16 protein-coding genes are annotated in these 20020 nt (G+C 52.8%); 9 read left to right on the top strand and 7 right to left on the bottom strand.

The genetic code is table 11. From position 1 onward, the window contains the following. Nucleotides 1-143 precede the first annotated feature (143 nt). From HV243_RS01040 to HV243_RS01055, 4 genes are all read left to right on the top strand, one after another. A complete protein-coding gene (locus tag HV243_RS01040; RefSeq protein WP_016154898.1) occupies nucleotides 144-251 on the top strand; it encodes a type I toxin-antitoxin system toxin Ldr family protein in 108 nt (35 codons plus the stop codon). Between the two features lie 226 nt (nucleotides 252-477). Further along, nucleotides 478-2484: a biofilm formation regulator HmsP gene (hmsP, locus tag HV243_RS01045; protein WP_032931922.1), complete on the top strand. Its 2007-nt coding sequence runs from the start codon at nucleotides 478-480 to the stop codon at nucleotides 2482-2484. A gap of 157 nt (nucleotides 2485-2641) precedes the next feature. Then, nucleotides 2642-3928, top strand: coding sequence for a C4-dicarboxylate transporter DctC (gene dctA, locus HV243_RS01050; RefSeq protein ID WP_003023301.1), 1287 nt, complete (start codon nucleotides 2642-2644; stop codon nucleotides 3926-3928). 222 nt (nucleotides 3929-4150) lie between these two features. Continuing rightward, nucleotides 4151-5644, top strand: a complete 1494-nt coding sequence (locus HV243_RS01055) for a pitrilysin family protein (protein WP_053388695.1) — start codon at nucleotides 4151-4153, stop codon at nucleotides 5642-5644. Nucleotides 5645-5708: 64 nt separating this feature from the next. On the opposite strand, the gene HV243_RS01060 is transcribed toward HV243_RS01055, so the two are convergent. Continuing rightward, nucleotides 5709-6638, bottom strand: a complete 930-nt coding sequence (locus HV243_RS01060; RefSeq protein WP_016157709.1) for a sugar kinase — start codon at nucleotides 6636-6638, stop codon at nucleotides 5709-5711. A 230-nt stretch (nucleotides 6639-6868) separates the two neighbouring features. On the opposite strand from HV243_RS01060, the gene pdeH reads away from it, so the two are divergent. Beyond that, nucleotides 6869-7636 carry a cyclic-guanylate-specific phosphodiesterase gene (pdeH, locus tag HV243_RS01065; RefSeq protein ID WP_016157708.1) on the top strand — a complete coding sequence of 256 codons (768 nt, stop codon included), beginning with the start codon at nucleotides 6869-6871 and terminating at the stop codon, nucleotides 7634-7636. A gap of 76 nt (nucleotides 7637-7712) precedes the next feature. Further along, nucleotides 7713-9773, top strand: coding sequence for an AsmA family protein (locus tag HV243_RS01070; protein ID WP_053388694.1), 2061 nt, complete (start codon nucleotides 7713-7715; stop codon nucleotides 9771-9773). 93 nt (nucleotides 9774-9866) lie between these two features. On the opposite strand, the gene HV243_RS01075 is transcribed toward HV243_RS01070, so the two are convergent. From HV243_RS01075 to HV243_RS01085, 3 genes are all read right to left on the bottom strand, one after another. Beyond that, nucleotides 9867-11189: an MFS transporter gene (locus HV243_RS01075; RefSeq protein ID WP_003023312.1), complete on the bottom strand. Its 1323-nt coding sequence runs from the start codon at nucleotides 11187-11189 to the stop codon at nucleotides 9867-9869. Nucleotides 11190-11483: 294 nt separating this feature from the next. Then, nucleotides 11484-12512 (bottom strand): inner membrane protein YhjD, encoded by a 1029-nt coding sequence (gene yhjD / locus HV243_RS01080; RefSeq protein ID WP_016154892.1) that lies wholly within the window; start codon nucleotides 12510-12512, stop codon nucleotides 11484-11486. Nucleotides 12513-12559: 47 nt separating this feature from the next. Continuing rightward, nucleotides 12560-13459 (bottom strand): LysR family transcriptional regulator, encoded by a 900-nt coding sequence (locus tag HV243_RS01085; RefSeq protein WP_016157706.1) that lies wholly within the window; start codon nucleotides 13457-13459, stop codon nucleotides 12560-12562. Nucleotides 13460-13578: 119 nt separating this feature from the next. Here HV243_RS01085 and HV243_RS01090 point away from each other — a divergent pair, with 119 nt between their 5' ends. Both HV243_RS01090 and HV243_RS01095 read left to right on the top strand, forming a co-directional pair. Beyond that, a complete protein-coding gene (locus tag HV243_RS01090; protein ID WP_053388693.1) occupies nucleotides 13579-14337 on the top strand; it encodes an SDR family oxidoreductase in 759 nt (252 codons plus the stop codon). Nucleotides 14338-14884: 547 nt separating this feature from the next. After that, complete coding sequence (locus HV243_RS01095; protein WP_053388692.1) at nucleotides 14885-15487, top strand: response regulator transcription factor; 603 nt, start codon at nucleotides 14885-14887, stop codon at nucleotides 15485-15487. A gap of 18 nt (nucleotides 15488-15505) precedes the next feature. On the opposite strand, the gene HV243_RS01100 is transcribed toward HV243_RS01095, so the two are convergent. Both HV243_RS01100 and HV243_RS01105 read right to left on the bottom strand, forming a co-directional pair. Next, nucleotides 15506-15856, bottom strand: coding sequence for a lysozyme (locus tag HV243_RS01100; protein WP_053388691.1), 351 nt, complete (start codon nucleotides 15854-15856; stop codon nucleotides 15506-15508). A gap of 71 nt (nucleotides 15857-15927) precedes the next feature. Then, nucleotides 15928-16482, bottom strand: coding sequence for a GNAT family protein (locus HV243_RS01105; RefSeq protein ID WP_053388690.1), 555 nt, complete (start codon nucleotides 16480-16482; stop codon nucleotides 15928-15930). Nucleotides 16483-16649: 167 nt separating this feature from the next. On the opposite strand from HV243_RS01105, the gene HV243_RS01110 reads away from it, so the two are divergent. After that, on the top strand, nucleotides 16650-18239 hold the full coding sequence (locus HV243_RS01110; RefSeq protein ID WP_053388689.1) for an STY4199 family HEPN domain-containing protein: 1590 nt from the start codon (nucleotides 16650-16652) through the stop codon (nucleotides 18237-18239). A gap of 27 nt (nucleotides 18240-18266) precedes the next feature. On the opposite strand, the gene HV243_RS01115 is transcribed toward HV243_RS01110, so the two are convergent. Next, entirely contained in the window at nucleotides 18267-19916 is a 1650-nt protein-coding gene (locus HV243_RS01115; RefSeq protein WP_016154885.1) for an alpha,alpha-trehalase, read from the bottom strand. Nucleotides 19917-20020: the final 104 nt, after the last annotated feature.

Genomic DNA, 20020 nt, shown 5'->3' on the forward strand with positions numbered 1-20020 from the left:
GATCCCCGGCGGCATCGGTTGCTGGAAAGAGAAAACCCCCGCACGTTGTTAGGTATAAACCAGGCAACAAGACGGGGGCTAACTTGACTCCAGACAAGTTAAGAATAGCCGCGAACAGTTGCCATTGCAACACAGGCGGCTATATGACGCTCGCACAGTTAGGCGTGGCCTTCTGGCACGATTTAGCGGCTCCGATCATCGCTGGCATTATTGCCAGCCTGATTGTGAGCTGGCTGCGTAACAGGAAGTAATGCATCTTGCGGGCGTCTGTCTGCCGTGATGGCAACATGCGCCCGAACCAGGCCGCAGGGGGGAATCTTGCGGCCTTTTTCGGCTTAAATGCAGATAAATCTCGTCGCCAGGTGCCTATCCTGTCGGGATAATGCATGCTGGGAAGTTTTCAGATACCGCCTCTCTTAATACCGCTACGATCGGGTATACTCTGACGGCAGTTTCGTCTATCCGTGGAGAGTCAGTTTGCGTGTCAGTCGCTCGTTAACAATTAAGCAGATGGCAATGGTTGCGGCCGTTGTCATGGTGTTTGTGTTTATTTTTTGCACCGTTTTGTTGTTCCATCTGGTCCAGCAGAATCGCTACAACACGGCTACGCAACTGGAAAGTATCGCTCGCTCCGTCCGTGAGCCTCTGTCGGGCACGATCCTGAAAGGGGATATTCCCGAAGCAGAAGCTATTTTAAGAAGTATTCGACCAGCAGGCGTGGTCAGTCGCGCCGATGTGGTGCTTCCGAATCAGTTTCAGGCGCTGCGGATGAGCTTTATTCCTGAACGCCCGGTTCCGGTTACGGTGACTCGCCTGTTTGAACTTCCGGTACAAATTTCGCTGCCGGTCTATTCTCTTGAGCGTTCAGCGAATCCGCAACCGCTGGCGTATCTGGTGCTGCAGGCGGACTCGTACCGTATGTACAAGTTTGTGATGAGTACGCTCTCCACGTTAGTGACCATTTACTTACTTCTCTCGTTAATACTCACGGTAGCCATCTCATGGTGTATTAACAGATTGATTTTGCATCCATTACGTAAAATAGCGCGTGAGCTGAACGACATTCCCCAGCAGGATCTGATTGGCTATCAGCTGGCATTGCCGCGTCTGCATCAGGACGACGAGATTGGCCTGCTGGTGCGTAGCTACAACCTCAATCAGCAACTGATTCAGCGCCGCAGCGAAGAGCAAAGCGACCATTCAATGCGATTCCCGGTTTCTGAGCTGCCCAACAAGTCGTTTCTGATGGCGCTGCTGGAGCAGGTTGTGAACCGCCAGCAGACAACGGCGTTGATGATTGTCACCTGCGAAACCCTGCGTGATACCGCGGGTGTGTTATCCGAGACCCAGCGGGAAATCCTGCTGCTTACGCTGGTTGAAAAGCTGAAGTCAGTATTGGCCCCCAGAATGGTGCTTACCCAGGTGAGCGGCTATGACTTTGCCATCATCGCACATGGTGTGAAAGAACCCTGGCACGCTATTACGCTAGGTCAGCAAGTACTCACTATCGTTAACGAGAGATTGCCGATTCAGGGCATTCAACTCCGTCCAACCTGCAACATTGGGGTGGCGATGTTTAATGGCGATTTGACCGCAGAACAGCTTTACCACCGCGCACTCTCAGCTGTGTTAACGTCGCGTCACAAGGGTAAAAACCGGATTCAGTTCTTTGACCCGTTGCAGATGGAAGAGGCGCAACAGCGTTTGACGGAAGAGAACGATATTCTTACCGCGCTGGATAACCATCAGTTTGCGCTCTGGATGCAGCCGCAGGTGGAGATGTCCAGCGGTAAGGTATTGAGCGCAGAAGCATTATTGCGAATGCAGCAGCCAGATGGAAGCTGGGAGCTGCCAGAAGGGTTAATCGACAGGATTGAGTCCTGTGGCCTGATGGTGACGGTCGGTTACTGGGTGCTGGAGGAGACATGCCGCCAGCTGTCAGCCTGGCAGGAACGCGGCCTGATGCTGCCGCTCTCGGTGAACCTGTCTGCACTACAGCTGATGCATCCGAGTATGGTGTCGGATCTGCTGGAGTTGCTAAACCGCTATCGCATCAAGCCTGGGACGTTGATTCTGGAAGTGACCGAAAGCCGGCACATTGATGATCCTAATGCCGCTGTGGCTATTTTACGCCCGCTGCGCAACGCGGGCGTGCGTATCGCGCTGGACGATTTTGGTATGGGCTATGCGGGTCTGCGGCAGCTGCAGCACATGAAGTCGCTCCCGGTGGATGTACTCAAAATCGATAAGATGTTTGTCGATGGCGTCCCTGAAGATTGCAGCATGATCTCCGCCATCATTCAGTTGGCACATAGCCTCAATTTGCAGATGATCGCTGAGGGCGTCGAAACCGAAGCGCAACGCGAATGGTTATCACAAGCGGGGGTAGAAGTGGCACAAGGGTTCCTGTTTGCCCGGCCGGTTCCGGCGAATATCTTCGAAGAACGTTATCTGACGCCGAAAAACGCTGATTACAAAAGTTAAAAAAGGTCTCGCTTGTGCGAGCCAGCTCAAAATTTTTAACATTTCTGTATCAATTATGATCCAGGCGCATTTCTGTCATGTTGTGTGGGTGTTACTTTAAGGCCGCAGGTTAAACAAAACCTTACAAGACCTGTGGTTTTTACTTTAAGGACACCCTATGAAAACCTCTATATTCAAAAGCCTTTACTTTCAGGTCCTGACAGCAATTGCCATAGGTATCCTCCTTGGCCATTACTACCCTGAATTAGGCGCCCAAATGAAGCCACTTGGTGATGCTTTCGTGAAGCTCATCAAAATGGTCATCGCACCTGTCATCTTCTGTACTGTCGTGACCGGCATTGCAGGCATGGAAAGTATGAAAGCCGTAGGCCGCACCGGTGCGGTTGCACTGCTTTATTTTGAAATTGTCAGTACGATTGCGCTGATCATCGGCCTTATCATCGTCAACGTGGTGCAACCCGGTGCCGGTATGAACGTCGATCCGGCGACGCTGGATGCCAAAGCGGTTGCGATTTACGCCGAACAGGCAAAAGACCAGGGGATCGTAGGCTTCCTGATGGATATTATCCCGGGTAGCGTCATTGGCGCGTTCGCCAGTGGCAACATCCTGCAGGTATTGCTGTTTGCGGTTATGTTTGGTTTTGCGCTGCATCGTTTAGGTAGCAAAGGCCAGATGATTTTCAACGTGATTGAAAGCTTCTCGCAGGTTATTTTTGGCATCATCAACATGATCATGCGCCTGGCGCCGATCGGTGCTTTCGGTGCCATGGCCTTTACCATCGGTAAATATGGCGTCGGGACGCTGGTGCAGTTGGGTCAGTTGATCATCTGTTTCTACATCACCTGTATTCTGTTTGTGGTTGTGGTGTTGGGCTCGATTGCGCGCGCAACCGGCTTCAGCATTTTCAAATTCATCCGCTATATCCGTGAAGAACTGCTGATCGTTCTGGGCACCTCTTCTTCCGAGTCCGCGCTGCCGCGTATGCTCGATAAGATGGAAAAACTGGGCTGTCGCAAGTCGGTAGTCGGGTTGGTTATACCCACGGGCTACTCGTTTAACCTTGATGGGACATCAATCTATCTGACGATGGCGGCGGTATTTATCGCTCAGGCCACCAACAGCCATATGGATATTTTCCATCAGATAACCCTGCTGGTGGTGCTCCTGCTCTCTTCAAAAGGTGCTGCGGGTGTGACCGGGAGTGGCTTCATTGTTCTGGCCGCGACTATCTCCGCTGTGGGCCATTTACCGGTTGCTGGTCTGGCGCTGATTCTCGGTATTGACCGCTTTATGTCTGAAGCCCGTGCGCTGACTAACCTGGTCGGTAACGGTGTGGCAACTGTTGTAGTAGCGAAATGGGTGAAAGAACTGGACCATAAAAAGCTGGATGATGTGCTGAATAATCGTGCGCCGGATGGCAAAACGCACGAAATATCCTCTTAATCTCTCCACTTATGCCCGTAGTCCCTTCCAGGACTGCGGGCGTTTGCGCATAATTAACCCCTGTGCCTGAAACCGCCGATTCGGCGGCGTCGGGATTTTTTCACTTCCTCCGTGACATTTTTATGTTCTTGCGGTCTAACACGAAGTGTTTTTAACGTCATATTCAGAGAGTCCTCTCGCGGGCTGTCTTTTTATTTCCAGGATAGTTGATCAGGGGTTCACATGCAGGGCACAAAAATTCGACTTTTAGCGGGCGGCTTGCTGATGATGGCCACTGCCGGCTATGTGCAGGCAGATGCGCTCCAGCCTGACCCGGCGTGGCAACAGGGCACGCTGGCAAATGGGTTACAGTGGCAAGTTTTAGCCACTCCCCAGCGCCCCAGCGACCGTATTGAGGTTCGCCTGCTGGTCAATACCGGTTCACTCACCGAAAGTACACAACAGAGTGGTTTCAGCCATGCGATCCCGCGTATCGCGCTGACGCAAAGCGGTGGCCTCGATGCTACGCAAGCCCGTTCTCTGTGGCAGCAGGGGTTCGATCCCAGTCGTCCCATGCCGCCCGTTATCGTTTCCTATGATTCCACGCTGTATAACCTCAGTCTGCCTAACAGCCGCAACGATCTGCTGAAAGAGTCACTTTCTTATCTGGCGAATATTTCCGGTAATCTGAGCATCACCCCTGAATCGGTCAATCATGCGCTGAGTAGCGAAGATATGGTTGCAACCTGGCCGTCAGATACCAAAGAGGGATGGTGGCGCTATCGTCTGAAGGGATCGACGCTGCTGGGTCACGATCCTGCCGATCCGCTGAAAACGCCTGTTGATGCGACGAAAATCCAGTCCTTCTACCAGAAATGGTATACCCCGGATGCGATGACGCTGATTATCGTCGGTAACGTAGATGCGCGCAGCGTGGCTGATCAAATCAATAAAACCTTTGGCGAATTAAAAGGTAAACGTGAAACGCCTGCGCCGGTACCCACGCTCTCTCCGCTGCGTGCAGAGGCCGTAAGCATAATGACCGATGCGGTACGTCAGGATCGCCTGTCTATTATGTGGGATACGCCGTGGCAGCCGATCCGTGAATCTGCCGCGCTGTTACGTTACTGGCGCGCTGATTTAGCCCGTGAAGCGTTGTTCTGGCACATTCAGCAGGAGCTCACCAAAAACAATGCCAAAGACATTGGCCTTGGCTTTGACTGTCGGGTGCTGTTCCTGCGCGCGCAATGTGCCATTAACGTTGAATCACCGAACGGTAAGCTGAACGCGAACCTCAGCACGGTTGCGCGTGAGCTGGCCAAAGTGCGCGATAAGGGGCTGCCGGAAGAAGAATTTAATGCGCTGGTGGCGCAAAAGAATCTGGAACTGCAGAAGCTGTTTGCCACCTATGGTCGCACCAATACCGATATTTTGATCAGCCAGCGTTTGCGCTCGCTGCAAAACCAGGTCGTAGATATTGCGCCTGAACAGTATCAGCGTTTACGTCAGAGCTTCCTGAACAACCTGAGTGTTGAGATGCTGAATCAGGACCTGCGTCAGCAACTGTCGCAAGATATGGCGTTAATTCTGTTGCAGCCGAAGGGTGAACCTGAATTCAATATGAAGGATCTGCAGGCGACGTGGGATAGCATTATGGTGCCGGTTACCGCCGCGGCAACGTCGGTAGAAACGGATGAATCACATCCTGAAGTGACGGACATCCCGCCGGTGCAATAAGGGAATCGTGACCTGCAGGCCGGACGCAACGTTAACGTCTAATCCGGCCTGCCAGAACGCCAGATTATTGCGGCATGGCGTCGCGAGGAATAATCGCCCCGCGATGCTGAATAACGGTGCTTGCCGTCAGGTGGCCACGTTTTGCGGCATCAGCGGCATCGCCACCGGTCAGACGTACCGCCAGATATCCGGCGCTGAAGGAGTCACCCGCAGCGGTCGTATCGATAACCTTCTCTTTCGGTAGTTTTACGGCCGGAACGTCGATGAGTTCTTCGCCTGCGATGGAAACCAGGCAAGAGTCAGCACCGCGTTTCACAACCACTTCCTGTACGCCAGCCGCGTGAGTACGGGCAATCACCTCGGCAACCGGTTTTTCACCCCACAGCGCGTCTTCATCATCCAGCGTCAGGAACGCGATATCGGTGCATTCCAGCATTTGCTGATACACCTGCTGGGTCTCTTCTTTACTGCTCCACAGACGTGGGCGGTAGTTATTGTCAAAAATGACCTTTCCACCGTTGGCGCGGCATTCTTGCAGCAGCGACAGCAGCTTGTCACGACTTGCCGGGCTTAAAATAGCCAGGCTGATTCCGCTCAGATACAGATAGTCAAATGTCGCCAGTTCTTCGCAAATAGCGGCGGACTGTTCGCTCTCAAGCCAGAATTTTGCGGCGGCTTCATTACGCCAGTAATAGAAGGTGCGCTCGCCGGTGCTATCGGTTTCAATGTAATAGAGGCCCGGCAGGCGGTTTTCCATGCGTTGGGTTAATGAGGTATCCACATTTTCGCTCTGCCAGGATTCCAGCATTTGTTGGCTAAAACTGTCGGTACCCAGCGCAGTCACATAGTGTACGGAAAGTGCCGCAGCATCGACCTGACGGGCGATATAAACGGATGTATTCAACGTGTCGCCACCGAATCCGCGCTGAACGTCAGCGCCTTTCTGTGACAGCTCAATCATGCATTCGCCAATCACGGCAATCTTTCTGGACATAGTCGTAACCTGCTCTGAAAAAAATTAGCGTTAGTGTGCGCTGTGGGTGTTAAGTGGTCAACTATATTAAAACATCGTTCCATTATTTTTTTGAGCCAGCACGTGTTCTGCGTCGTTTTTTGCCGCTTAGTTTCTATTTTGCGTAGGGCTGAACGTAAAGTTCTTCGCCTGAGCGCCGATAACCTTTGACGAGTCCGATCAGTCACACTCTTATTTACAGGACATCTCAGATGATAAAGCAGGTTACCCAGCAGCTAATTACGCTCGATGCGAGTATTGAAAACTTGCAGGAGAGACGCTATTGGCTGCAGTGCGAGCGTGCTTACACCTACCAGCCGATTTATCAGACCAACGGACGGCTGATGGCCGTTGAGCTGCTGACCGTCGTGAGCCATCCTGAAAACCCCTCCCAACGTATCGCGCCGGACCGCTATTTCGCCGAAGTGGCCGTACGACATCGTGTAGATGTGGTGAAAGAGCAGCTTGTACAGCTTGAACAAAAAGGGGCGTTTTTCAAAGCCCACGATCTGCTGGCATCCGTGAATGTCGACGGGCCAACGCTGATTGCAATGCGCCAGGATCCCGAAATCCTGAAAATCATCGAATGTCTGCCGTGGCTGCGCTTTGAACTGGTGGAACATATCCGCTTGCCGAAAGGCTCGTCGTTCGCCTCAATGTGCGAGTTTGGCCCGCTCTGGCTGGATGATTTTGGCACCGGAATGGCAAACTTCTCGGCTCTGAGCGAAGTGAGTTACGACTATATCAAAGTGGCGCGGGATCTGTTTGTCATGCTGCGCCAGACGCCGGAGGGCCGCAATCTCTTTACGCTGCTGTTACAGCTAATGAACCGCTATTGCCGCGGTGTGATTGTCGAAGGCGTTGAAACGCTGGAAGAGTGGCGTGATGTGCAAAACTCTCCGGCTTTCGCTGCGCAAGGCTATTTTCTCTCTCGTCCAGTGCCTCTGGATACCCTTGAAGACGTAATTCTGTCGCTTTGATAAGGATGTAGAGCGCCTCCTTTCCTCTGCTGGACTATCTTTAGGACAGGCAAGGAAGAAAGTAAGGAGGTTAAACATGACGAGAACAGGCAAAATAACCACTTCAGTAATAGGGGTTTTCTTGTTGTTGATCGTCGTACTCATCATCGTGATTGCGACATTTGACTGGAACCGGCTCAAACCGACCATCAACCAGAAAGTCTCTACAGAACTCAACCGTCCCTTCGCCATACGGGGTGACCTGGGCGTGGTTTGGGAACGCCAAAAACAGGAAACCGGCTGGCGTAGCTGGGTTCCGTGGCCGCATGTTCATGCTGAGGATATCATTCTCGGCAACCCGCCGGACATTCCTGACGTCACCATGGTGCATCTCCCGCGCGTTGAAGCCACGCTCGCCCCACTGGCATTGCTGACAAAAACCGTCTGGCTCCCGTGGATCAAGCTGGTAAAACCCGATGCGCGGCTTATCCGCCTGTCGGAGAAAAACAATAACTGGACCTTTAACCTGGCAGGGGATGAAAACCGCGATCCCAAAGCGCCGCCATCAGCCTGGTCTTTCCGGCTGGATAACATTCTGTTCGACCAAGGGCGCATCGCCATTAACGATAAGGTGACGAAGTCAGAGATTGAGATCCTGGTCGATCCGCTGGGTAAGCCGTTGCCCTTTAGCGAAGTGACTGGCGCAAAAAGTAAAGAGAGCAACGCCCACATTGAGGACTACGTGTTTGGTCTGAAAGCGCAAGGCCGATATAACGGCGAACCGCTAAGCGGTCGCGGGAAGATAGGCGGAATGCTGGCGCTGCGCGGTGAAGGAACTCCTTTCCCGATTCAGGCTGATTTCCGTTCGGGTAATACGCGTGTGGCGTTTATGGGTACGATAAACGATCCGATGAATATGGGCGGGGCGGATCTGCGGCTTAAATTCTCGGGAGATTCGCTAGGGGATTTGTACGATTTGACCGGCGTGCTGCTCCCGGATACGCCGCCGTTTGAAACCGACGGACATCTGGTCGCGAAAATTGACCCGGAAAAATCCTCTGTTTTTGATTACCGCGATTTTAATGGCCGAATTGGCGACAGCGATATTCACGGAACGCTGGCCTATACCACCGGTAAGCCGCGCCCAATGCTGAAAGGGGATGTTGAGTCACGCCAACTGAGGCTGGCTGATTTGGGGCCGCTGATCGGTGTGGATTCAGGCAAAGGGGCCGAGCGGGCCAAACAATCTGAACAGCGCAAAGGTGAGAAGAGCGTCCAGCCCGCGGACAAGGTCTTGCCGTATGACCGTTTTGAAACCGACAAATGGAACGTGATGGACGCTGACGTACGTTTCAAAGGACGGCGTATTGAGCACGGCAGTAGCCTGCCGATCAGCGATCTCTCCACCCATATCATCCTGAAAAATGCCGACCTGCGCCTGCAGCCGCTGAAATTTGGCCTCGCGGGAGGCAGCATTGTCTCCAGCATCCATCTGGAAGGGGATAAAAAGCCGATGCGGGGGCAGGCGGATATCCAGGCTCGCCGCCTGAAGTTAAAAGCGCTGATGCCGGATGTGGAGCTGATGCAGAAAACGCTCGGTGAAATGAACGGTGACGCCAGGTTTAGCGGGAGCGGAAACTCGGTAGCGGCGCTGCTTGGTAACAGCAATGGCAACCTGAAGCTGCTGATGAACGACGGTTTGATCAGCCGGAATCTGATGGAAATTGTTGGCTTGAATCTGGGCAACTATCTTGTTGGACAGATATTTGGTGATGACGAGGTGCGGGTGAACTGCGCGGCGGCGAATCTGGATATTGTTAACGGCGTAGCCCGCCCGCAGATTTTTGCCTTCGACACGGAAAACGCGGTCATTAATGTCACTGGTACGGCGAGTTTTGCGTCGGAGCAACTGGATTTAACCATCGATCCGGAGAGCAAAGGCATTCGTATTATTACCCTGCGTTCGCCGCTGTATGTTCGCGGCACCTTTAAGAATCCGCAGGCCGGCGTGAAGGCCGGGCCGCTGATTGCGCGCGGTGCGGTTGCTGCCGCGCTGGCAACGTTGGTGACGCCCGCGGCGGCCTTGCTGGCGCTGATTTCACCTTCTGAAGGGGACGCTAATCAATGCCGGACCATTTTGTCGCAAATGAAGAAGTGATTTTTGCCGTTGTCGGATGGCGCTAACGCTTCACTTCTGCGGCCTACATTTCATGCTCAACGTAGGCCGCAGACGGTGGTTACAGCCAAAGAATCACAATGACTGATGGCGGGTTTCGTGGGTTAACAGCAGCGCAATCAGCGTTAACGCCGCCATTGATGCCAGATACGTACCGACCGCCGCCAGACCGTAATTCGCCTGCAGCCATGCGGCAATGTAAGGGGCAACGGAAGCACCAAGAATCGACGAAACGTTGTACGAGAACGACGCCCCCGTGTAGCGCACTTCGGTCGGGAACAGCTCCGGCAGTAGCGCGCCCATCGGACCAAATGTCAAACCCATCAGGCTCAAACCAAGCAACAGGAAGGCGAACACCAGCACCGGATTGCCAGAGCCGAGCAGCGGTTTAAAGGCAAACAGCGCAAACAGAATAATAAGCGTGGTGATGATGAGCATGCTCTTGCGACGACCAAACGCATCGGCCAGCAGGCCCGCCACCGGCACCATGACGCCAAAGCCAATAACCGCCATCATCAGCATCCACAACACTTCATTACGCGGTAGGCCAAGCCCTACAGGCGCCGCGGCGGTGCTGAACGTCATGGAATAGACGGTCATGATATAGAACAGCGTATAGGTCGCCAGCATGATGAACGTGCCGAGGATCGTCACGCGGACATGTTTTGTCAGCAGGGTACCCAGCGGGATTTTCACCTGTTTTTTCGCCGCAGCCACTTTGGCAAAGACTGGGGATTCATGCAGCGAAACGCGAACGTACAGACCGATAATCACCAGCACCGCAGAGAAGATGAACGGTACGCGCCAGCCCCAGCTCATAAACTGCTCGTCGGTCAGCAGCCAGGAGAGCAGCAGGAAAGTGCCGTTGGCGAAGAAGAAGCCGATAGGTGCGCCCAACTGCGGGAATGATCCGTACAGCGCGCGTTTACGCGGCGGTGCGTTTTCCGTCGCCAGTAACGCCGCGCCGCCCCATTCACCGCCCAGTCCTAAACCCTGACCAAAACGCGCCAGCGCCAGCAGCAGCGGGGCGAAAATACCGATAGTTTCATAGCCCGGCAGCAGGCCAATGACAACCGTCGAGATCCCCATAGTGAGCAGTGAGGCAACCAGCGTGACTTTACGCCCTACGCGATCGCCAAAATGCCCGAACACAGCAGAACCGATAGGCCGTGCCACAAAGGCGATAGCAAAGGTGGCAAGGGACTGCAGCGTTGCCGCGGTCGGATCCCCCTGCGGGAAGAAGATATGGGGGAACACGATCACCGCGGCGGTGGCGTAGATATAGAAGTCGAAGAACTCAATGGCAGTGCCAATGAGTGAGGCGACGACGACTTTATTGCGCGAGTTTACCGGGGTATGTTCCTGTTCGTTGTCGAGCGTTGTGGCTGTTGCTTGCATAATATTTTCTTATTTTTGGTCGAACGAAAGGCCATATTACGCACAGCAAAAGAGACATTTCAATCTGTAACAAACCTTGCGATTGGTCAAAAACGGAGCAAAAAGGGGATAATTTTTAGGCTGGAGATTTCACTTCCATGAAATGCTTCACATAATTTAAAACTTGGATGATAAAACTGGTTTTTGGTTAAACAAAAGTTACGGGCTGGATTTTAATTCTGATAATGCGCAGAATTTCGACGTAAGCATTGGGTTGGCCGGATAAGCGTAGCGTTATCCGGCAGTTAACAAAGATTAGCGGTGGGTTTTCCCCGGCATACGCGGGTCGTCTTTGTACTCCGCTGTGGCAATCCAGGCAGCGCAAAACAGAGTCAGACGGGCGAAGAAGTAGAAGAACGCCATCAGTCCAAGTACGGAACCAAACGCCGCGCCTGACGGCGATTGCACCAGTGATGGCAGCGTGTACGTCATGATCATTTTGATGACTTCAAACCCCAGTGCCGCGATAAACGTGCCGCGAATGAGCGCTTTTTTGCGCGGTCGGTGACGCGGTAGCCGCCAGAAAATCCAGAAGAACAGCAAGTAGTTGGCGAAAATAGAGATGGTCAGGCCGATCAGCCGCCAGGCGGGCTTCAGCCATTCGATGCCGTCGAGATACAGCGCAGAGATAATCATCTGCTGGGCGGAACCGGCGATGGAGGTAATGGACAGCGTAACAATTAGCGCAATCAGTAAGCCAATCAATGAGACAAAATCACGCAGATATTTGACCCAAATTTTTTCCTGATCCTGTGGGGTCCGCTCCCAGACATCCCGCGACTGGGCACGAATAGCTTCGCGCAGGTTTCCCATCCAGTTAATTCCGGAATAGAGCGCGATGGCAAGACCCACCAGACCGACGGTAGTGCGTTGCTGAACGGCGGTATTGATGGTGTTTTTCAGCGTGGAGGCGAGCGTCGGATCGCTGACGTTGAGCAGGATTTTGCTGAAGATATCCTGCAACAGCGTAGGGTGCGAAGCGAGAATAAAACCCGCGGCGGCAAACGACACCATCAGGATAGGGATCATCGACAGAAACGAGAAGTAGGTAATGGCGGCGCCAAACTGATTTCCCATACGATCGTTAAATCTCTCCGCGGCGCGAATCAGATGGGCAATCATGGGCTGGCGTTGAATTTTATCGGCGAAGGTCAGGGCGGTTTTCAGCGCCTGGTTGGTCTTACCGTTGGTTTCTGTATTTTTACGCTCCAGGGTCTCAATTTTTGGGATTGGTGCGTGCTCAAGTTCCTGAATGGGGCGTTTAATCTCTTTTTCCTGCGTCATCAGGGCAGTAATCCTTGTTCTGTTCATTCTCAGGACAGTATAGCTTGTCAGTCCACATAGTCTTTCATCACGCCGGTCAGCCATTCCATAAACAGATGTACGCGGCGGGAGAGGTTACGGCGATGCGGATAGAGCAATGAAACCGGTAATGGTTCGGCGCGATATTGCGGCAATACTTCAATCAGCGTACCGGCGCGCAGGGCATCACGCACGCCCACGCGCGGTACCTGAATAATGCCAAGACCGGCAAGACATGCCGCATGATACGTTTCGGTACTGTTCACCGTCAGCATGCCGCCGGTTTTAACCCATTTAGCACCGTTGTCTGTCGCTACTTCAAAGCCTTGCGCACGTGTTCCCAAATTGACTGAGTAGTGCACCACCGCATGCGAGGCTAAATCCTCCAGGCTTTCTGGATAACCAAATCGGGCGAGGTATTGCGGGCTGGCGCAGTTAATCTGCGTGAGTTTCCCCAGCGGGCGCGCAATCAGCCCTGAATCTTTCAGCGTCCCCACGCGTACCACACAGTCGAAGCCTTCGCGGATCAGGTCCACCAGGCGGTCGCTGCTGCTAAGTTCGAGCTCAAGCCCCGGATACTGATGCAAGAAGGCCGGTAAGCGGGGCATCACCAGATTTCTCGCCACACCAACCGGCATATCGACGCGCAGCTTGCCGCTGATGCTGGCCGGGTCGTGATGGAATAGCCCATCCAGTTCATCGAGATTGCTCAACAAATCTTTCGCTCGTTCGTAATAGATCATGCCGTCTTGCGTGAGCTGAACGCGGCGGGTTGTGCGGTGCAACAACTGTGTGCCCAGGTGATTTTCCAGGGCCTGGATTTGACGCGATACGCTACCTTTAGGAAGTCCGAGGGTGTCTGCCGCGCGCGAAAAGCTCTCCAGTTCTGCGACGCGGATGAACAACTGCATTGCGTGAATTTTATCCATTCTCATGCCCTATTGTTGTTCTAAATGAAACAGTAATGCGCAGTAAGCGGTATTTATTGTTTTTCTAGCACCTAATAAGCTTTGTCTCAATCTTCACAACACCTGAAATGAGGTTTCTTATGACGCAACGTATCGCATTGGTGACCGGCGGCGGCCGTGGACTCGGTAAAAACGCGGCGCTAAAGCTGGCGAGTAAAGGCATTGGTGTCATCCTGACGTGGAACAGCAATGAAAAAGAAGCGCAGCAAGTTGTAAATGAAATTCGCCAATCTGGCGGTAAAGCTGCAGCATTACCGTTGAACGTCGGAAATATTTCCACTTTCCCTCAGTTTGTCAAACAGGTGCAGGAAACCCTACAAACGCACTGGCAAAGCGACACCTTTGATTATTTATTGAACAATGCCGGAGTTGGTATTAACGCACCGTATCCGGCGTTCACTGAGGCGCAATTTGACCAGCTTTTGGACATCCATTTTAAAGGACCTTTTTTCCTGACACAGAACCTGCTGGCGCTGATCAACAACGGCGGACGCATTCTTAATGTCTCGACCGGATTGTCGCGCTTTGCGCTACCGGGTTACAGCGCTTACGCTGCCATGAAAGGGGCGATGGAGGTGTTAACCCGTTATCAGGCGAAAGAGCTGGGAGAGCGCGGCATTACGGCGAATATTATTGCGCCTGGGGCAATCGAGACGGATTTTAGCGGCGGAAACGTGCGGGATAATGCGCAATTGAATGCCTATATTGCATCGCAGACGGCGCTGGGGCGTGTTGGGTTACCGGACGATATTGGCGACGCCATTGCTGCGTTGCTCAGCGATGAGCTGGCCTGGATGACGGCACAGCGTATCGAAGTCTCTGGCGGGATGTTCCTGTAATCGACCGCCTCTTACTTAGCCTTTTGAGCAATCGAAAACCGGCGCGCCATCAGAAGTCAAAATATAACTGGTGGCGTTAGCCGGTATTATTTGGAATCTGATACCGCAATCGCGGTGCTGAAAGAGATCGGGGATAAACGTTCTGAAGAGTTCATTCTTCTTCGGGAGTGGATTTGTTGCATCAGAAACCATGATCACCTCCCCATTCTCATGCCCGAATGATCATTTAATGCGATATTTTGTTTTGTAACATATTTGTCTGTTATCGTGAGTTCCTTATTTTTAGCTAAGAATATAAACTCCGGGTTATTAATATTAATAATCCAGGTTTGAACATCAAATATTAAGGATTTTCTGAATATTTGACCCCGATTTTGATCCTTTGTGTGATTCTTTGGTTTCAGCTGTAACTATTTATAACGTCTGCTTCTTTCTTCTCCGTCTATCGGTAAAATGGCCTCCGCCAAATGGTGACTTCATATTTTGCCCCTCGGATAATACCCTTCCGCGTGTTAAGGCTAATATCTTATTCAGACGGAGATAAATAATGCAGTTAATAATGTTTGACAGGCAGTCAATATTTATTCATGGAATGAATGTAATTTTGCAAGAGCGTATTCCAGGAGTGAATGTTCAGGGTGTCAGTCAGGCAGATGATCTTTGGCGGACGCTGGAAGAGAATCCTGATGCACTGGTAATGCTGGATGGAGATTTTGACGCTGAGTTCTGCCGTAGCTTGCTGCAACAGATAGCAGAGCGCTTTGCGAAGGTAAAAGTGCTGGTAACCGCAACGGACTGCCGTAAAAAATGGCTACAGGAAGTCACGCAATTAAACGTGCTGGCCATTGTTCCGCGCGATTCTGATGCGGAAACCTTCACGCTGGCACTCAATAGCGTCGCGATAGGTATGATGTTTATCCCCAGAGATTGCATCGCAGCGACCGAATGTGGCGGGCAAAATATCAGATTGCTCAGCGCGCGTCAGCGGGAGATTCTGACGATGCTGGCCGCCGGAGAATCTAATAAACAAATTGGTCGATTATTAAATATCAGTACAGGAACGGTAAAAGCCCATCTTGAATCGCTGTATCAGCGCCTGGAGGTAAAAAACCGTACGCAGGCGGCAATGATGCTAAACGACACCCTATAATGGGAAAATATTTCACAGTCAGACTGTTTCTGGCTGTGAAATAGCCCCCGGCCAGAATTCAGCAGTGCAAAACCGGCTAATCCCCACGCTGAGCATCCATGCAATTAACGCTTCCTGTTGAAACCGATCTTGTATTTGCGGCATTTCCTTATGGATGAATGCCTCGCAGATATTTATATCCGCGAGCAGCAATGTTTCGGCCTGCATCAGCATAATTGGGGCATCAAAGGATTCATCTGCGGTGATTTCGTGCCCGTAGCCAATGATCCAGATCCCCTTTTTGTCCTGATACTTTTCTAGCGACAGGCCCTGCCATTGCTTAATAAATGCGATACAGGCGGGCGTGAAATGCGTCGAATGCAGCGGCATAATAATCTCTGTACAAAAAGACCTATTTTAAGAAACACACCCCGTTACGCCAGCCGCCATCCAGCCATTTTTTACAGCAAAACGCCTGATGGCGCGGGCGGCTGATATTCCTGTTTTAACAGGCCGAAAATCCAGTCATCATGCCAGGTTTGATGTAGCCAGTAGCTTTCTCGCAGCGTGCCTTCGAGAATGAACCCGACCTTTTCCAGTAGACGCCGTGAGGCATCGTTTCCTGCGGTGACGCAGGCCGTCAGTCGGCGTAGTCCTCCGGCGGTAAACGCATAATCGCAAACGGCATGCAGGGATTCAGCGCCATAACCTTTGCCCTGCGCCTCGGGAGTGAGCAGAAAGCCGACCTCGGCACATTCATTTCTATCCTGAATATATCCGTTTACCCCAAGCGATGCGCCCGATGCCTTATCGCACAGGACCAGGCACAGCCAGTGTGGACTGCCGGGAGACCATTTAGGCAAGCGGGAGTCAAAGACTGTCCGTATCTCCTCTTCGGTACGCGAGTCAGCGACAAAGCGCATCACATCTGCGTTCTGCTGTAACGTTAAGAAAAACGCCCAGTCGTCATGCGTGAGCGGGCGGCAGATCAAACGCGAGGTTTTCAGTACAGGCACAGGCTTATCTCCAGAATAATTTTCAATGATTGTGTGGAAGTCACTGTAAAACATATTTATTTACTATATGAATATGTTTTAGTCTGTGGCGGCACAGCGCTGCATTTAAAAAAGATAACTACACACCATTGTGAGGCCGCACTTTTTGGGTCCTTTTAGGGAAGATAATGACCAATAGCGCGTTACAGGCGACATGTACACCATTCGAACATTGTTTGGGGATAATCCGGCAAGCCTCGGTAGAAATTTTACTGATGCTTGGCGTGCGCGTCGCAGAGGGTAAAGATCCACGCTGGTTTCTTGAGCAGCTTGACCAGGCGCGATTGAATCTGGGAGGTTGGGGCGTTGTCGCCAGGCGGTTGCAGATGAATGACGCGCAATTGAGTCAGTTCACGTTGCGGCTACGCCATCTTCAGCAGAGCGTGCCGCAATATGAAAATGGCCAGGACGTCAGCGAAAACCAGCTGATTTCTGCGCTGCGCTTTGTCGCTTCTCTGGAACAGTTGCGCCAGCAACAGCCCCTCCTGAAGTATCCAACCGAGATTGAACGTGCAGAGCCGGATGCGCAGATGCGGGCGCAGCGTCAGCTTCGCGCAATAGAATTAACCCTCAAATCCCTGATTGCGCGGGTATGGCCGGATCAACATCCGCTCAACAGCTTCCTGAAACAGCACTTTGGCGGTGAACGTCTGCGTCGCTGGTTAAAGCTGGGGGAAAGTCGGGATGCGCTGGACGGCATGATGTTTAGCGAACTGGCGCTGATGGTTGTCGATAAGAAGTTATTCGTTCGGCATTTTAGCGAGATTTTTAACGACACCTCGGTGCTCATGTCGTTTGTTGAGCCACGTATCACGCTGAGGATGTTCCTGGATGACTGCCGCCTGGCCCGTAACTGCGTTATCGCGCAGCAGCCGCTAACCTCAGTACAACTGCTGTTGCTGGATTGCCAGTACCGACAGATTACTCACCCTGTGCAGCGGGCATTTGAAGAACGGCGAACGCGCATTAATCCTGCGTCGTATATGGAGTCCGATGAGGCGATGGTTCGCCAGTTTTGGGAAAGCGCAAAGCAAAAAGACGAGCAGGCGGGGGGCGATAAACAGGAAATCGCAGACAGTATCGATCCGCCGGAGAAGCGGGCCAGGCGCACGGCGGAAGAACGTGAACAGCTGATTTCCGGCATGTTGTGGGTAGCGGTCGGTGTGATGGTGCTGGTGATTTCGCTGGGCGCGTTCTGGTTATTCACTTCGCCAGCGCCACAAGCGTCTTCCGGGCAATCCGTTGAAATCGTGCAGGAGGAGCCACGGCGTGATGCCCCTGGTGCGCGGGAGTCGGTGACCCGAATGGGCATCACCTGGGATGCCTTTAACATGCGCGCGGCTATCGAGCGCAACGACACCCGTGTGACGTCACTTTTCCTGCAGGGCGGGATGGACTGGAAGCTGGCGTGGACGGAGCAGGCATTCTCGGCAGGCAATACCGAGGTGTTGAGGCTGCTGCTGCGTTACCCTTCGCAGATGAGTGAGAGTAAGCCATGTCGGCATTTTATGACCACGGTCAGCCATGCGATGGCGAATGGGGCGTCACTCACATCGCTGCATAAAAGCTACCTGCAAAGTTTTTGTTCGGTGCCGGCGGTTGTCGCGCGTCAGCAGTATGACCTTGAACAGGCCGAGCTACGCGTTCGCGCGCAGCCAAGCCCAGAGAACAAGAAATGGCAGAAAATTCACGCCGAACTGTACGATGCGATTAACTGACCGTCTGATAATTCAGACCGTCAGCTGCTAGGGTTCGCCATACAGACCGATGAGTCTGCGCACCACGCCATTGGTCCAGCCAAAGCCGTCCTGTAACGGATATTCTCCGCCGCCGCCTTCGCGCGGCGCGGCGTCGGCGATGTGGTATTTTTCGATAAGCTTGTGGTGTTCCTGATAAAAGAGATTCACCGTTTTCAACCAGTTACGGGCGATTTCATCCCCTAGATGGTCGTCGCCGTAAAGTTTGAAACCCTGGATCGCCATCCACTGCAGCGGCGCCCAGCCGTTGGGTTTATCCCATTGCTCACCCGTTTCATGCTCCGTGGCTAAAATCCCTCCGGGGGTTAGCAGGCGACTGCGGACCGCATTGGCAAGTCGGTCGGCTTGTTCATGCGTTGCCATGCCGACATACAGCGGAACAATACTGGCGGCAGAGAACAGAGCCATTTGTTCGCGCCGCCAGTCGTAATCGCGATAGCAGCCGTTTTCATCGTCCCAGAGATAGCGATTCACCGCATCGCGGCGGTCATTGGCTTTCTGGCGAAACTGCGCCTCAGTTTCTTTGTCGCCTTTCAGTGCGGAAATATTGGCGATAGTGCTCTCCAGCTTGTAGAGGAACGCGTTCAGATCAATAGGGATGAACTGAGTGGTGCGTATGCTGGCAAGACGGCCTGCATCGCGTAGCCAGCGCGAGGAGTAATCCCAGCCGGAGGCCGCGCCCGCGCGCAAATCCCGATACACTTCATTGGGTGGGCGACCCGAATGCTTGGCAGTCTCGACGTCTTCAAGCCACGACTCATCGCGCGGCGTATCACGATCGTCCCAATAGCGGTTGAGCAGGGAGCCGTCCGACATTCTGATCACGTGACGGTAGGCCTGGTTGAGTACCAGGGAATCTGCGCCATCCATCCAGAACGCGTACTCCATTTTTAGATGATCAAGGTAACGACGCGCACCGCGTACGCCATCCTCTTCAAACAGTTCGACCATCAGCGCAAAGACCGGCGGCTGCGAACGACTCAGGTAGTAAGTACGGTTACCGTTCGGGATGTGACCATAGTTTTCAATCATCCAGGCAAAGTTGTCCGCCATACATTTCAGCAGATCTTCGCGACCGCTCTCCGCCAGACCCAGCATGGTGAAGTAGGAATCCCAGTAGTAGGTTTCACTAAAACGTCCGCCGGGCACAATATATGACTGCGGTAACGCCAGCAGCGAGGACCAGGGAATGTGGTCCTGTGGTTCGCGCGTCAGCACCGGCCACAGTTGATCGATATGCTCTTTCAGCGAATTTGCCGGGTCAGAAACATATTCACTGGAGGGCGTTTCCGGGAGCCAGAAGTGGTTCTCGACGAAGCGTCGCAGATCAAAGTCGCGGTGGCGTTTAACCTTGCGATAGCGGATCAAAATATCCAGCGGATCCATTTTCGGCGCACAGTCGGGGAAGGTTTTGCTATCGGCAAACAGTTTCGACGACTGAACGTGTTCAAACAGCTCGAGGTAACGATCGGCGGGAGTTAACGCATCTGAGGCGGGTAACCCTTCAATCATCTCTGGTTCAGGCTCCGCCTCAATCATTTCATCCAGCTTTAACTCGCACGGATCCATTTCATAAAGCAGATCGATGTCGATCGTCATTTCTTCAGAAGGGGCGTGGGGTAGTTTCTGGTTGAGCATAATGCGAAAGACCTCCGATGGACGTTGAAAGATTAAGGCTATTGCCCGCTCGTCAATTAAGCGTAGACATTCGCTTCGGTATCTGGTGAGTAAAGCGTGCGGTC

It is taken from the genome of Citrobacter sp. RHBSTW-00599, assembly GCF_013784065.1.
GTDB classification, from domain to species: Bacteria; Pseudomonadota; Gammaproteobacteria; order Enterobacterales; family Enterobacteriaceae; genus Citrobacter; species Citrobacter braakii.